Below are 13,998 nucleotides of genomic sequence, written 5' to 3'. Positions count from 1 at the left end.
CTCATTCTTCTTGTGTGGCCAACGATCTTGTTGTTGTAGAGAGCGGCCGTGGCGCAGCAGGTGTGCGTACACCACAGCTTCAGGCATCAGGCATTCTGCGCCTGGAGAAAAATCGAAAACAGCTCGGACTGGGACTTGATGCCCAGCTTGCCGTAGATGTGTTTCTTATGGACTTTCACGGTTTCGGCAGAGATTTGCAGCTTACGAGCGATCTCCTTGCTGGAGCAACCGCTGAGCATCAGGTGCCCGACCTCCAGCTCACGGGCGGTCAATTGCGTGCCCTTGAGCCGTTGCAGCGAATCTTCCAGACGATTGCGCCAGTTGCCGCCTGGGTTCGGCGTGCCGGCGTCCGGTTGTTCCAGCGGCTCATGGGCCAGGCGCTGGCGTAGCAGGCTGACCACCCAGGGCTGGATCAACGACAGCAGGGCGAGTTGCTGCGGAGTGAAGCGCTGCCGGGCACCCAAGGACAGGCACAGGGTGCGTTCGCCGTCGAGCTGGCAATTGAAGTGGACCTCGTCGGCCACCAGGTTCAGGCGAAAGTAGCGCTGGTAGTACTCGGTGCGCTCGAAGTCCTCAGGCGCCACTTCGGCCAGGTGATAGAGGCCGGTCCCCGGCTGTTCGCGGCTGGCGAGGTAGAAGGGGTCGAGCAGGTACAGGCCGTTGAGGTAGTCCTGGAACAACTGGTCGGGGCTGCCGTCCGCCCCCGGGCATTCGGCGAACACCCGCGGCGCCTGTTCATTGCTGAAAAGCAGCGCGACCCAGCTGTCGAAGCCCAGGTACTGCTCCAGCTGGCGCACCAGCAGAGTCCAGAAGTTCGGCCGGTCGAGGGCGTCGATCAGTTGGCCGACGCTGCGGTGCCAGGCGATGTCTTCCAGCGAGAGGGTCATGGATTCTGCCTTTTTCGGAGTGCCCCGACGCCCGATCAGCGGCCGGTTGCTGTTGCGCATACTGGCGCCGGGGCTCGCCGTGGGCAAGCGTGAACGCCTGATGCCAGGCGTTGCCGAGGGGCGATAGACGATTGACGGCTTTCCTTATTGCAACTGGTTCTCGTTTCCATGGCTGAATAATGTTACTGTATAACGCATTGCAACCTTAGCTATCCCCTGGAGACTCCCATGAAAGCCAATATCCATCCCGCCTACCGCACCGTGCTGTTCCACGATACCGCCGCGGACGTGTACTTCCTGATCGGTTCCACCGTGGACACCGACCGCACCCAGCGCCACAGCGATGGCAACACGTACCCCTATGTCGCCCTCGACGTCTCCAGCGCCTCGCACCCGGTCTACACCGGCCAGCAGCGCAAGACCCAGTCCGAAGGGCGGATCGCCGGCTTCAACAAGCGTTTCGCTTCTTTCGGCTCGTCCGGCAAGACCGGCAACGCTTGAGGGATCTTGTGGTTTTTATCGCGAGCAAGCTTGCTCCTACAGGGCACGTGTAATCTTCTGTAGGAGCGAGCTTGCTCGCGATGGCCGCACCAGGGTCTTGTTCAACCCCGCTTAATCCCTGCCGAGCAGGCTCTCGGATGAATGGCATTAAAATGCCACTACGGTTCTGCCAAGAACTTCTACGCTTGAGTCAAAGGACAAGGACAGCTGCTGCCACCGACAAGGAGTATGTGCACCGACGTTGGCCCGAGGTGTTGCCATGGGTGAGCCAAGCGTTGCCAATTCCCCGCGCCTGTCCGGCGTATTGCTGGTCGATGAACAACCTGGCGTGCTTGAGCGCCTGCGTCATCTGCTGCGCCATGAACCCTATGCCCTGCACCTGGCCACCAGCGGCGCCGAAGCGTTGCAGATCATGGCCCGCGAGCCGATCGACCTGCTGCTGAGCAGCGCCCGTCTACCGCAAATGGACGGGGTGACGCTGCTGGCCCGGGTTCACCAGGATTACCCCCATACCACGCGCATCCTGCTCACCGGCGAGTCCGACCTGGCGCTGATCGTCAAGGCGATCAACGAGGGCCAGGTCTATCGCTACCTGAGCAAGCCGTGGAGCGACGAGGAGATGCTCCTGACGCTGCGCCAATCCTTGGCCCATCAACATTCCGAGCGTGAGCGGCTGCGTCTGGAGGAACTGATCCACGAGCAGAACAGCGAACTCAAGACCCTCAACGCGGCCCTGGAAAAACGCGTTGAGGCGCGTACCGCCGAGCTGCAGCAGACCGCCGACATGCTCGACCTGGCCTATGAAGAGCTCAAGCACAGTTATGCCACCAGCACCGAGCTGTTTTCCCTGCTGGTCAATCAGCGCCTGCCGCCTTCCCGGCAGACCAACCGGCAGATCATCGAACTGGTGCGGGCCTACTGCAAAGTGCATGGGGTCGACGAAGGTGGCAGCCGCGACCTGGGCATGGCGGCGGCGCTGTACAACATTGGCAAGCTGGGCTGGAGCGACAGCATGATGATCGCCCCGGCGGACCTGCTGCATCATCCGGAGCGCGAGCGTTATCGCGATTATCCGAAGCAGAGCGAGTCGCTGCTGATGACCCTGGAACCGATGCAGGATGCGGCGCGGCTGATTCTGCACCACCAGGAACACTGGGACGGCAGCGGTTTTCCCGACCACCTCAAGGGCGAGGCGATTCCCTTCGGTTCGCGCCTGCTGAAACTGGCGGTGGACTTCATCGAGTTGCAGCGCGGCCTGATCCTGGAGCGCCACATGAACAGCGACGAGGCGCTGGTGTACATCCGCAAATACGCCGGGCGCCTGTACGACCCGCAGCTGGTGGAAGACTTCATCCAGGTCTGCGCGGTGTACCTGCGCGACGTGACCCTGGGCGATCCGTCGGTCAAGGTCCTGGGTTCGCGCGAGTTGCAGGAGGGCATGGTGCTGGCGCGCAACCTCAATGCCGACAACGGCATGCTGCTGCTCAACGCCGGCAAGGTGCTGAACGGGCCGTTGCTGGACAAGCTGATTGCCTACGAAGCCATGGAGGGCGCGCGCTACAGCATCTTCGTCAAGTTGCCCGAGGAGCCAGGTGTATTGAAAAAACAGGCGCCGACTGTGTCGTGACGACGCCTCGCCAGTCATGGGATCCTTGCCGCCTTCGCGTACCCGATCCAGGTTTTTCATGACTCTTTCAAGCGCTACATCCCCCATTATCCGTATCGCCGCGGCCCTGTTGATCGGCCCCGACGGCCGTACCCTGCTGGTGCGCAAGCGCGGCACCCAGGCCTTCATGCAGCCGGGCGGCAAGATCGAGCCGAGCGAGTTGCCGGCCCAGGCCCTGGCCCGTGAGCTGGAAGAAGAACTCGGGCTGCGTATCGACCCGGCCGACGCACGTTACCTGGGACGGTTTTCCGCCCCGGCGGCCAACGAGCCGGGTTTTGTGGTCGAGGCCGAATTGTTCCGCCTCGATCTGGACACCAACGAGGTACAGCCCGCGGCGGAAATCGAGGAGGTCTGCTGGGTCGATCCGCAGGTTGCCGACGAGCTCACCTTGGCCCCATTGACACGCGACCTGATCTTGCCGTTTTATCGCGCCTCGCAACTGGCCTCGGCCTGATTTTTCAAGGACAAAGGATTGCCCATCATGATTCCCCTTCACGACATGTTGATCTTCATCGCCGCAGCGCTGCTGATGGTGCTGACTCCTGGCCCCAACATGATCTATCTGATCTCCCGCTCGATCTGCCAGGGCCGCCGGGCGGGCGTGACCTCGCTGGTCGGCGTGGTGGCCGGTTTCTTCGTCCACCTGTTCGCCGCGGCGATCGGCCTGACCGCGGTCTTCATGGCGGTGCCGGTGGCCTATGAAGTGCTCAAGTGGGTCGGCGCCCTGTACCTGATGTGGCTGGCCTGGCAGGCCCTGAAGCCGGGCGCGCGTTCGCCGTTCGAGGCGCAGCAGCTGCCGCCGGACTCGTCGCGCAAGCTGATCCTGATGGGCTTTCTCACCAGCGCCCTGAACCCGAAGATCGCGGTGTTCTACCTCTCGGTCTTTCCCCAGTTCATCAGCCCGGAACACGGTTCGGTGTTCACCCAGAGCATCATCCTCGGCCTGACCCAGATCAGCGTGAGCTTCAGTGTCAACCTGCTGATCGCGTTGTTTGCTTCGGGAATCGCCGCCTGGTTCGTGCACAACCCGCTGTGGCTGGCGACCCAACGTTATTTCATGGGCTTCGTGCTGGCCGGGCTGGCGGTGCGTCTGCTGCTGGAACAACGCCAGACAGCTTGATCCTTTCATTCACCCGCGAGCCCGGGGGCCTCGACCAACCATGTCCATCCAGCGCCTCGATGCCAGTCATGCCACCGCCTACCGCGCGTTGATGCTCGAGGCCTACGAGCATCACCCGCAGGCCTTTACTTCCAGCGTCGCCGAACGGGCGGCGATGCCCCTGAGTTGGTGGGAGTCGCGGCTGAGCAGCCCGCTGGACCTGTTGCTGGGGGCCTTCGAGGATGGCGAGCTGGTGGGCATCGTCGGGCTGGCGTTCGAGGTCCGGGAAAAAGCCCGGCACAAGGCCACGCTGTTCGGCCTGTATGTGGCGCAGCCTTATCGCCACAGCGGCCTGGGCTACCGGCTGGTCCAGGCGCTGCTGCAGGAGGCGCGGCAACGCCCCGGGGTACGGCTGGTGCAACTGACGGTCACCGCTGGCAACGAAGCCGCCCTGGTGCTGTACCAGCGCTGCGGTTTCGTCCAGTTCGGCCTGGAGCCGCTGGCGGTGCGGGTGGGCGTCGAATATTTCGACAAGCTTCACCTGTGGCGTGAGGTCATCTCCCCCCTCTGAAGATCCCCGCTCCTACAGGCCGACGCCGCTTTTCAACGCACCGCGCTGACCCCGTCCAGGGTCGAGAACGAGGTGTCCTTGGCGGTCAGCAGGAAGTCGCGCATATAGGGCGCATCCAGCATGTCGGCGCGGATCGCCGCGTACAGCGTGGCGAACAGGCCTTTTTCCCCCAGGCGCTTGGCCTTCACATAACCCCGTGAGCTGTATTCATGCAGCGCCCAGTGGGGCATGCCGCATACGCCCCGGCCGCTGGCCACCAGTTGCATCATCATCACCGTCAGTTCCGAGGTGCGGACCTGGGCCGGCTCGATGTCGGCCGGTTCCAGGAAGCGGGTGAAGATATCCAGGCGGTCGCGCTCCACCGGGTAGGTGATCAGGGTTTCGCTGAGCAGGTCTTCCGGAACTATGTAGGGCTTGCTGGCCAGGCGGTGCTGGTTGGCCACCGCGAGCATGGCTTCGTAGGTGAACAGCGGCACGTAGGTGATGCCCGCCAGTTCCACCGGGTCGGAGGTCACCACCAGGTCCAGGTCGCCGCGGGCCAGGGCCGGCAGCGGGGCGAAGGAGAAACCCGAGGCCAAATCCAGCTCGACTTCCGGCCAGGCGTCGCGGAACTGGTCGATGGTCGGCATCAGCCACTGGAAGCAGCTGTGGCATTCGATGGCCATGTGCAGGCGCCCGGCGGTGCCGCCGGCGAGGCGGGAAATGTCCCGCTCGGCGGCGCGCAGCAACGGCAGGGTGGCGTCCGCCAGTTGCAGCAGGCGCAGGCCGGCGCTGGTGAAACGCACCGGCTTGGTCTTGCGCACGAACAGCGGCATGCCCATGCGCTCTTCCAGTTCCTTGAACTGGTGGGACAGGGCGGACTGGGTCAGGTGCAGGCGTTCGGCGGCTTCGACCAGGCTGTCGGCTTCGCGCAGGGCGTGCAGGGTCTTCAGGTGACGGATTTCGAGCACCAGGGTCTCCATGAATAAATTTTGTGATCAACACGAAAAGGTTGAGTTTGTCTCATGTTGGCTTGGCTGTCGACAATAGCGCCATCTTTTACAGGGAGGAACCCACCCATGGCCTTGGCCCACACCCTTGGTTTTCCGCGCATCGGCGCCGACCGCGAATTGAAAAAAGCCCTCGAATCCTACTGGAAGGGCGACCTCGACCGGCAGGCGCTGCAAGACGTCGGACGCCAGCTGCGGGCCAGGCACTGGCAGCTGCAAAAGGACGCCGGCATCGACCTGCTGCCGGTGGGCGACTTCGCCTGGTACGACCAGGTGCTGACTCAATCGCTGGCCTTTGGCGTGGTTCCCGAGCGCTTCGACAGCAGCAAGGACGCCCAGGGCCGGCCGACCCTCGACACCCTGTTCGCCATGGCCCGCGGTGCCTCGGCTGGCTGCTGTGGCGGCGAGCACGCCAAGACCCAGTACGCCCAGGAACTGACCAAGTGGTTCGACACCAACTACCACTATCTGGTCCCGGAATTCAGCGCCGATCAGTCGTTCAAGCTGAGCTGGGAGCAACTGTTCGACGAGGTCGACGAAGCCCACGCCCTGGGCCACCGGGTCAAGCCGGTGATCATCGGTCCGTTGACCTACCTGTGGCTGGGCAAGGCCAAGGGCAACGACTTCAACAAGCTCGAGCTGCTGGAGCGCCTGCTGCCGGTCTACGGCGAAATCCTCAACCGCCTCAAGGCCCAGGGCGTGGAGTGGGTGCAGATCGACGAACCTATCCTGACCCTCGACCTGCCGCAGGAATGGAAGGGCGCCTTCGAGCGGGCTTACCACATCCTCCAGTACTCGCCGCTGAAAAAACTGGTGGCCACTTACTTCAGCGGCCTGCAGGACAACCTCGGGCTGGCCGTCGGCCTGCCGGTGGACGGCCTGCACATCGACGCCGTGCGGGCGCCGGAACAACTGACCCAGGTGCTCGACCGCCTGCCGACCTACAAGATTCTTTCCGTGGGCCTGGTCAACGGTCGCAACGTCTGGCGTTGCGAGCTGGAGCAGGCACTGCAGCAGCTGCAAGCGGCGCAGGAGCGTTTTGGCGACAACCTGTGGGTCAGCAGTTCCTGCTCCCTGCTGCACAGCCCGGTGGACCTGTCCCGGGAAGATCAGCTGGATGCCGAGCTGAAAAGCTGGCTGGCCTTCGCCGTGCAGAAATGCGGCGAGATCTCGGTGCTGCGTGATGCCCTGAACCATCCCCAGGCCCCGGCGGTGCAAGCGGCCCTGGCCGAAAGCCGCCAGGTGCAGGCCAGCCGAGCGCGGTCGCCGCGGATCCACAAGGCCGAGGTCCAGGCGCGGCTCAAGGCGGTCAGCGCCGCCGACAGCCAGCGTCATTCGCCCTTTGCCCAACGCATCGCCCAGCAGCACGCCCGCCTGAAGCTGCCGGTGTTCCCGACCACCACCATCGGTTCGTTCCCGCAGACCGCATCGATCCGCCTGGCCCGTCAGACGTTCAAGCAGGGCAAGCTGTCGAACAACGACTACACCGACGCCATGCGCTGCGAAATCCGCCATGCGGTGCAGGTCCAGGAGCGTCTGGGGCTGGACGTGCTGGTCCACGGCGAAGCCGAGCGCAATGACATGGTCGAGTACTTCGCCGAGCAACTGGACGGCTACCTGTTCACCCGTTTCGGCTGGGTCCAGAGCTACGGTTCGCGCTGTGTGAAACCGGCGGTGATCTACGGTGACCTGAGCCGCCCGCAGGCCATGACGGTGGACTGGATCAGCTACGCCCAGAGCCTGACCGACAAGGTGATGAAGGGCATGCTCACCGGGCCTGTGACCATGCTGATGTGGTCTTTCCCCCGCGAGGATGTGTCCCGTGAAGTGCAGGCCCGGCAACTGGCGCTGGCCCTGCGCGATGAGGTGGTGGACCTGGAAAAGGCCGGGATCAAGATCGTGCAGATCGACGAAGCGGCGTTCCGCGAAGGCCTGCCGCTGCGCCGGGCGGACTGGCAGGCGTACCTGGACTGGGCGGTGGAAGCCTTCCGCCTGACCGCCTCGGGGGTGCGCGACGAAACCCAGATCCACACCCACATGTGCTACAGCGAGTTCAACGACGTGATCCAGGCCATCGCGGCCATGGATGCCGACGTGATCACCATCGAGACGTCGCGTTCGGACATGGAGTTGCTGGAGGCTTTCGAAGCCTTCGACTACCCGAACGACATCGGCCCGGGGGTGTATGACATCCATTCGCCGCGGGTGCCGGACACCGCCGAGATGGTCAAGCTGATGAGCAAGGCGGTCCGGCGCATCCCCGCCGAGCGCCTGTGGGTCAACCCGGACTGTGGCCTGAAGACCCGCGCCTGGCCGGAAACCGAAGCCGCCCTGGTCAACATGGTCGCCGCCGCCCGCCAGTTGCGTAACCAGCAGGCCTGATCCCACTGACGCCTGCCTCTGTAGGAGCGCAGCTTGCGCGCGATGAGTCCACAGGCGCCGCGCTGCTTCAGGAACACCGCGTCATTGTTCACGACCATCGCGAGCAAGCTTCGCTCCTACAGTGGGCCGCGGCACGAGGCTGCGATAAGGACCGAAGGGCCTTCAGCGAACTTAAGATCGCTACGCCCCTTCGGGCCGATCGCAGCCTGCGGCAGCGGCTACAGGTTTTATGACCGCTGGGCAATCTTCATCAAACTGTCACGTAACTGTGGCAGCGCGCTCGATCAAAGTTCATCAGACTCGCGCTCTACTGGGCTTCTGCGTTTCGGTGTTTCTTCATGTGGGCAAGATTTTTTTCAACGACTATTTTCCTGGCCGCGCTGCTGTTCGGCCTGCCGTCTCAGGCGGCGTCTCGATGCGATGTCAACGTACCGACCCAAAGGGTCGAACTGGAGCAGGTGAGCCTGGCCTACCAGAGCATCGGCCGTGCCTCCGATCCGGCCCTGTTGCTGGTGATGGGCCTGGGCGGGCAGTTGATCCACTGGCCGGACGAAGTGGTCGTTGCCCTGTGCCAGCAGGGGTTCCGGGTGATCCGTTACGACAACCGCGATGTCGGCCTGTCCACCTGGCGCCAGGCGCCGGCCAGCGCCAACCTGACGTTCGAGGTGCTGCGCTACAAGCTCGGCCTGCCGGTGGCCGCGCCCTACAGCCTGACCGATATGGCCGATGACGCCCTGGGCCTGATGAATGCCCTGCAGGTCGAGCAGTTCCATGTCCTGGGCGCGAGCATGGGCGGGATGATCGCCCAGCACCTGGCGGCCATGGCGCCGCAACGGGTCGAGAGCCTGACCCTGATCATGACCAGCTCCGGCGCCGAAGGCCTGCCGGCGCCCAATTCGGCGCTGGTGCAACTGTTGTCGCGGCGCAGTGCGCCGAACCGTGAGGTGGCGCTGGAGCAACAGGCCGACCTGCTGGCCGCCCTCGGCAGCCCGCAGGTCACTGACGATCGCCAGGCGCTGCTGCACCAGGCGGCGCTGTCCTATGACCGTGCCTTCAATCCGGAAGGGGTGAAGCGCCAGATCATGGCGATCCTTGCCGAACCGAGCCGGGTGGCCCTGCTCAACCAGCTGCGGGTGCCGACCCTGGTGGTGCATGGCACCGCCGATCCGCTGCTGCCGGTGATGCACGGCGTACACCTGGCCGCGCATATCCAGGGCAGCCAGCTGAAGCTGATCCCGGGCCTGGCCCATCGTTTCCAGGAAGCCTTCAAGGCGCCGTTGCTGGCGGCGGTGCTGCCCTACCTGCAACGCCATCGCGAAGATACCTCGCACTGGGCGCAGATCGATCCGCTGCCCGCGCCGAACCTCCTCTGACCTGGCTTCTGTAGGAGCCAGGCTTGCCGGCGATGCAGGCAACGCGGTGTGTCTGGAGTGCCGCTATCGCGAGCAAGCTTCGCTCCTACAAGTCCGTGGCGGCCTGGCTTCTGTAGGAGCCAGGCTTGCCGGCGATGCAGGCAATGCGGTGTGTCTGATGTAGCGCTTTCGCGGGCGATCGAGCCTCGACCGGTTGCTCCTAAAGGGGACGTGCGTGCATCAGCGGACGATCTTGTCGACCTGGATCCCGAGTTTCTTCAGGCGGTACCAGAAGCTGCGTTCGGAAATGCCGATCAGCTGCGCGGCGGCGGCCTGCACGCCGTTGCTCTGTTGCAGGGCGGCGAGGATGTAGGCCTTCTCCACTTCGGCCAGGGCGGCGTCCAGGTCGCTGGGCACGCTGAGGCTGTCGCCGGGCAGGGGGCTGGCCCCGGCGTTCAGCGGTGGTGAAGTAAACAGATAACCCGGCAGGTCGCTTTCCTCGATCACCGCGCCTGAAGCGACGATGGTCGCGCGTTCGACGCAGTTCTGCAGTTCGCGGATATTGCCCGGCCAGGCATAGTTGGCCATGGCCTGCAGGGCCTGCGGGCTGAAGCCGGTGATGCGCTTGCCGGCAGTGGCGCCCAGGGTGTGAGCGAAATGCCGGGCCAGGGGCGCGATATCCTCGACCCGCTCGCGCAGGGCGGGCAGGGGGATCGGGAAGACATTGAGGCGGTAATACAGGTCTTCGCGAAACTCCTTGTTGGCCACCGCCTCCAGCAGGTTCTTGTTGGTGGCGGCGATCACCCGCACATCGACCTTGCGCTCGCGCGGGTCGCCCACCGGTTCGATCACCCGCTCCTGCAAGGCGCGCAGGATCTTCGCTTGCAGGGCCAGCGGCATGTCGCCGACCTCATCGAGAAACAGCGTGCCCTTGTCCGCCTGCTGAAAACGCCCGACCCGGTCCGCCACGGCGCCGGTGAAGGCGCCCTTGCGATGGCCGAACATTTCGCTTTCCAGCAGGCCTTCGGGGATCGCCGCGCAGTTGACCGCGACAAAGGGTTTGTTGGCGCGGTTGCCGTGCTGGTGGATGGCCCGGGCGACCATCTCCTTGCCGGTGCCGCTTTCGCCGGTCAGCAGGATGGTGGCGTTGCTTTCGCGCACCGAGTCCACCGCTTGCAGGACCTGGCGGAAAGTCGGGCTGTCGCCCACCAGGCTGTCGAACTGCCGGTGCTCGTCGAGCTCGGCGCGCATGCGCTGGTTGTCTTTGAGGATGTCGCGAAACTGCAGGGCTTTGCTGACGGTGATGTCCAGCTCGTCGATGTCGAAGGGCTTGGCGATGTAGTCGTAGGCGCCGTTGCGCATCGACTGCACGGCGTTTTTCACCGTGCTGTAGGCGGTCATGACAATCACCGGGATCTGCGGGTAGCGCTGCTTGATCTCGGCCAGCAGCTGCGGGCCGTCCATGCCGGGCATGCGCCAGTCGCTGATCACCAGGTCGATCTCTTCCTGCTCCAGCACCTTGAGCGCATGCAGGCCGTTGCCGGCGGTGAACACCTGGATACCGTCCTGGCTCAGCGCCGAGGACAGCAGGTCGCAGAGTTTGGGCTCGTCGTCGACCACCAGCAGGTTATGCGTCATGGCTGGGCCTTTTGCTCATCTTCATCATCTTCCTCGTCATCACCTTTGGCCGGAATGTACAGGCTGAAGGTGGCGCCGGCATCTATTTCGCTGCTGCATTCGATGTGCCCGTCATGGTTTTCCATGATCGAGAACACCTTGGCCAGGCCCAGCCCGGTGCCCGAGGCCTTGGTGGTGACGAAGGGGGTGAAGATGCGTTCGAGCATGTCCGGCTCGATGCCCTGGCCGGTGTCGGTGACCCGCAGGATGGTGTGCTCGGCGTCCTGGGCGATGCCCAGGGTCAGGCGGCCGCCCGCGGGCATGGCGTCGATGGCGTTGAGGATCAGGTTCAGGCAGGCCTGCTTGAGCTGGCGCGCGTCGGCGTACAGGGTCGCGCCCGGCGCCTGGTCGTCGATCTGCGCATCGATCTTGTGGCTGGCCAGTTCCGGCTCGCAGAAGCCGATCAGTTCCTCCACCAGCGGCCGCGCCAGCAGGGTCGAGCGGATCGGCGCGCTGGGTTTGGCGAAATCGAGGAAGTCGGTGATCAGATCGTTGATCCGGCTGACTTCGCTGATCACGTATTCCAGGTGGCGCTTGTCGCCTTCGGGCAGGTTCGCCCGGCGGTGCAGCAGTTGGGTGGCGGTCTTGATGATGCCCAGGGGATTGCGGATTTCATGGGCCAGGCCCATGGCCACTTCGCCCAGGGCGTGGAGGCGGTCGCGGCGGCGCAACTGGGCTTCCAGGTGCTGCAGTTCGCCCAGGCGTTCGCTCATGTGGTTGAAGGTGCTGCTCAGCTCCGCCAGCTCGTCGCCGCCAATCACCGGCACTCGTTGTCGGTAGTCACCGGCGATCACCGCCCGGACCCCCTTGGACAGGCCGCGCAGGGGCATGGTCAGGCGTTGCGAGACCAGCCAGCCGACCGCCAGCGACGCCGCCGAACTGAGCAGGAAGATCAAGATGAACAGGTTGCTCTGGTTGACCAGCCCCACCAGGCTGCTGTGGCGCAGCAGGCCGCTGAAAATCACCCCCACCAGGTCGCCGTTGCTGTTGAAGATCGGTCGGTACAGGCCGCTGTAGCGGCTGGTGAACTGCTCCGTGGGCTGGCGGGTTTCGCGCAGAATGCTCTCGATGCTCTCCGGCACCCGGCTGGGGTGGTCCTCGAAACGCTGGGTGGCGAAGATCTCGGCGAAATCGTTGGCCTTGGCCAGGTACAGGCGCAGGTCGAGGGAATGCACATCGGCCACGCTGGTGAGGAAACTGGCGTCCAGGTAGGTGGCGATCAGCAGTTGGTAATCGTTGCCGTCGAGAGTGGTCTGGAAGGTCGAGACCACCGCGCCGGTGGCCACGCCGCCGATCTGCAGGGTCTGCAGCACCGCGTTGGGGGCCAGGCTGATCTGCCCGACGATATCGTCGGCGGCGGTGCTGAACACCACCTGATGGTCGCGCTTGCGGATCAGCGCCACCACATCGATGCCCATGGAGTCGGCGATGTCGGCGGTGAGCTTGTCGTGCTTGGCCGCGTTGCGGTCGGTGGGCGGCTTGGCATAACGCAGGAACAGTTGGGCGATGCGCGCGTTGTCGCGCAGGGTCTCGGTGATTTCGTCCTCGACGATCTTGGTCGATTCCTGCAGCCAGATGCGCACGTTGCTGTCGAAGATCTGCGACAGGGTGGTGGCCGCCAGCTCGGCGGCGATCATCGTGGGGATCACGCTGACCATCCAGAACGCCAGCACCAGCTTGCGCTGCAGGCTCCAGCGGGAGATGGCGAAAGGGCGAGGGGGGCGGCGGTCTTTTCTGGTCATGAACTTTCGCTTAGTGCAGCGGCCATGGCGGGGTCGGAGCGATCCGGCCGGAGAACATATTTCAGCCCTTTGAGCAGGGTGTCGAGCAGCGGGTTGCGATGCTGGAAGAACAGGTTGTTGCCGGTGAAGCTACAGCCCAGGCGCAGCTTGCTGGCATAACCGGCTTGGCCACATTCGTACAGCGCGATCCGGTGCTGGATACAGTAGTCGACATTGGCCATCCAGCTGCGGAAATACAGGTTGTGCTCACGACTGATCTCCAGGTCGTGGGCGAAGAATTTGTCGATCAGCCGGTGTTCGTCAAGCAGCACCAGGTTGAAGGCCACCAGTTGTTGGTCGACCCAATACAGCACGCAGGCGGCCCGTTCCCCCAACTGCTGGAGGATACCGGTGAAGTAGGGCGCGGGTAAGCGTTCGAATTGCAGGTCGCTGCGCTGCAGGGTGGCTTCATACAGGCGCATGATCTCGGGCAGGACGTCGTCGATGTTGCGCCGCCATTCGATCCGCGGCCCGGGCGCGCGCAACTTGCGGCGCAGGTCCTTGCGCGTGGATTTGCCCAGGGTGCCGAGGTAGGCATCCAGCGAGCCGAAGGGCACCGGTAGCAGGGCGCTGGGCAGGCTGGGCATGGCTTGCAGGCCGAATGCCTGGCAGCTGGCGGCCCATTGCCGGTCCTGGCTGGCGGCGTCCTTGACCGCCAGCAGGCCGATGCCCTGGGCGTCGGCGTCGCGCCGGGCCAGGTGCAGCAGTTGCTCCAGCAGGGCCTGGCGGCGCACCGCGGGGATATGGCTGGCGGTGCCGGCATGGCACTGTTCGGCCACCGGCGAACCGATGGCATACAGCGGCAGTTGCAGCAGCCCCGGCCACCAGCGTTGCAGGCGTTCGCTCAGGCGCTTGGCCGGGCCCGAGACGGTGGTGTCCAGGCGGTAGCGGGTGATGAAGGCCGGGGCGGCGGCTACCAGCGCCCCGTCTTCGAATACCGCCAGGTAGCGCCAGGTGAAGTCCTCGATGCCGGCGTTCTGTACCGCCAGGTAATAGTCCCAATCCTCCAGTGCACCGGGAAAACAGTCGTTCCAGGCGCTGGGGTCGATGGCCTGGATGCTCGAAAAGACTTGGCTGGTGATCACGTGCGGTC

General features: G+C 64.4%; 12 protein-coding genes. 7 read left to right on the top strand and 5 right to left on the bottom strand.

All coding sequences use genetic code 11. The annotated features are described in order from the left end of the window. Positions 1 to 86: 86 nt before the first annotated feature. The gene (locus tag C4K38_RS25635) at positions 87 to 887 is read right to left on the bottom strand and encodes a helix-turn-helix transcriptional regulator (protein ID WP_053280930.1); all 801 of its coding nucleotides are present in this window, start codon (positions 885 to 887) and stop codon (positions 87 to 89) included. A 228-nt stretch (positions 888 to 1,115) separates the two neighbouring features. Between C4K38_RS25635 and C4K38_RS25630 the strand changes: the two genes are divergently transcribed. The 5 genes from C4K38_RS25630 (at position 1,116) to C4K38_RS25610 (ending at position 4,724) form a co-directional block, all read left to right on the top strand. Then, positions 1,116 to 1,388 carry a type B 50S ribosomal protein L31 gene (locus C4K38_RS25630; protein WP_016703453.1) on the top strand — a complete coding sequence of 91 codons (273 nt, stop codon included), beginning with the start codon at positions 1,116 to 1,118 and terminating at the stop codon, positions 1,386 to 1,388. A 259-nt stretch (positions 1,389 to 1,647) separates the two neighbouring features. Beyond that, the gene (gene nosR, locus C4K38_RS25625) at positions 1,648 to 3,015 is read left to right on the top strand and encodes a response regulator c-di-GMP phosphodiesterase, NosR family (RefSeq protein WP_053280700.1); all 1,368 of its coding nucleotides are present in this window, start codon (positions 1,648 to 1,650) and stop codon (positions 3,013 to 3,015) included. Between the two features lie 58 nt (positions 3,016 to 3,073). Continuing rightward, the gene (locus C4K38_RS25620; RefSeq protein WP_053280699.1) at positions 3,074 to 3,508 is read left to right on the top strand and encodes an NUDIX hydrolase; all 435 of its coding nucleotides are present in this window, start codon (positions 3,074 to 3,076) and stop codon (positions 3,506 to 3,508) included. A gap of 27 nt (positions 3,509 to 3,535) precedes the next feature. Next, positions 3,536 to 4,174: a LysE family translocator gene (locus C4K38_RS25615; RefSeq protein WP_009050586.1), complete on the top strand. Its 639-nt coding sequence runs from the start codon at positions 3,536 to 3,538 to the stop codon at positions 4,172 to 4,174. A 40-nt stretch (positions 4,175 to 4,214) separates the two neighbouring features. Beyond that, positions 4,215 to 4,724 (top strand): GNAT family N-acetyltransferase, encoded by a 510-nt coding sequence (locus C4K38_RS25610; protein ID WP_053280698.1) that lies wholly within the window; start codon positions 4,215 to 4,217, stop codon positions 4,722 to 4,724. A 32-nt stretch (positions 4,725 to 4,756) separates the two neighbouring features. Here the strand turns inward: C4K38_RS25610 and metR are convergent, their stop codons facing one another. Next, positions 4,757 to 5,674 carry a transcriptional regulator MetR gene (metR, locus tag C4K38_RS25605; RefSeq protein WP_009050584.1) on the bottom strand — a complete coding sequence of 306 codons (918 nt, stop codon included), beginning with the start codon at positions 5,672 to 5,674 and terminating at the stop codon, positions 4,757 to 4,759. A gap of 108 nt (positions 5,675 to 5,782) precedes the next feature. On the opposite strand from metR, the gene metE reads away from it, so the two are divergent. Both metE and C4K38_RS25595 read left to right on the top strand, forming a co-directional pair. Next, a complete protein-coding gene (metE, locus tag C4K38_RS25600) occupies positions 5,783 to 8,095 on the top strand; it encodes a 5-methyltetrahydropteroyltriglutamate--homocysteine S-methyltransferase (protein WP_053280697.1) in 2,313 nt (770 codons plus the stop codon). Positions 8,096 to 8,433: 338 nt separating this feature from the next. Further along, positions 8,434 to 9,468 (top strand): alpha/beta fold hydrolase, encoded by a 1,035-nt coding sequence (locus tag C4K38_RS25595; protein ID WP_053280696.1) that lies wholly within the window; start codon positions 8,434 to 8,436, stop codon positions 9,466 to 9,468. Between the two features lie 219 nt (positions 9,469 to 9,687). On the opposite strand, the gene C4K38_RS25590 is transcribed toward C4K38_RS25595, so the two are convergent. From C4K38_RS25590 to C4K38_RS25580, 3 genes are read right to left on the bottom strand one after another with little or no spacing between them, the layout of a single operon-like run. Beyond that, positions 9,688 to 11,085: a sigma-54-dependent transcriptional regulator gene (locus C4K38_RS25590; RefSeq protein ID WP_053280695.1), complete on the bottom strand. Its 1,398-nt coding sequence runs from the start codon at positions 11,083 to 11,085 to the stop codon at positions 9,688 to 9,690. Further along, a complete protein-coding gene (locus C4K38_RS25585; protein ID WP_053280694.1) occupies positions 11,082 to 12,866 on the bottom strand; it encodes a sensor histidine kinase in 1,785 nt (594 codons plus the stop codon). Before C4K38_RS25585 ends, C4K38_RS25590 begins: the two co-directional genes overlap by 4 nt. Beyond that, positions 12,863 to 13,990, bottom strand: coding sequence for a GNAT family N-acetyltransferase (locus C4K38_RS25580; RefSeq protein WP_053280693.1), 1,128 nt, complete (start codon positions 13,988 to 13,990; stop codon positions 12,863 to 12,865). Before C4K38_RS25580 ends, C4K38_RS25585 begins: the two co-directional genes overlap by 4 nt. Positions 13,991 to 13,998: the final 8 nt, after the last annotated feature.

The sequence above is a fragment of the Pseudomonas chlororaphis subsp. piscium genome, from assembly GCF_003850345.1.
Lineage (GTDB): Bacteria > Pseudomonadota > Gammaproteobacteria > Pseudomonadales > Pseudomonadaceae > Aquipseudomonas > Aquipseudomonas piscium.
This window is presented reverse-complemented; position numbering and strand designations above follow the sequence as displayed.

What these genes read in the sequence shown, in the direction of transcription:
- C4K38_RS25610 (WP_053280698.1), top strand. Translation starts at nt 4,215, where the DNA reads ATGTCCATCCAGCGCCTCGATGCCAGTCATGCCACCGCCTACCGCGCG.
- C4K38_RS25585 (WP_053280694.1), bottom strand. Translation starts at nt 12,866, where the DNA reads ATGACCAGAAAAGACCGCCGCCCCCCTCGCCCTTTCGCCATCTCCCGC.
- C4K38_RS25630 (WP_016703453.1), top strand. Translation starts at nt 1,116, where the DNA reads ATGAAAGCCAATATCCATCCCGCCTACCGCACCGTGCTGTTCCACGAT.
- C4K38_RS25595 (WP_053280696.1), top strand. Translation starts at nt 8,434, where the DNA reads ATGTGGGCAAGATTTTTTTCAACGACTATTTTCCTGGCCGCGCTGCTG.
- C4K38_RS25635 (WP_053280930.1), bottom strand. Translation starts at nt 887, where the DNA reads ATGACCCTCTCGCTGGAAGACATCGCCTGGCACCGCAGCGTCGGCCAA.
- nosR (WP_053280700.1), top strand. Translation starts at nt 1,648, where the DNA reads ATGGGTGAGCCAAGCGTTGCCAATTCCCCGCGCCTGTCCGGCGTATTG.
- C4K38_RS25615 (WP_009050586.1), top strand. Translation starts at nt 3,536, where the DNA reads ATGATTCCCCTTCACGACATGTTGATCTTCATCGCCGCAGCGCTGCTG.
- C4K38_RS25590 (WP_053280695.1), bottom strand. Translation starts at nt 11,085, where the DNA reads ATGACGCATAACCTGCTGGTGGTCGACGACGAGCCCAAACTCTGCGAC.
- C4K38_RS25620 (WP_053280699.1), top strand. Translation starts at nt 3,074, where the DNA reads ATGACTCTTTCAAGCGCTACATCCCCCATTATCCGTATCGCCGCGGCC.
- metE (WP_053280697.1), top strand. Translation starts at nt 5,783, where the DNA reads ATGGCCTTGGCCCACACCCTTGGTTTTCCGCGCATCGGCGCCGACCGC.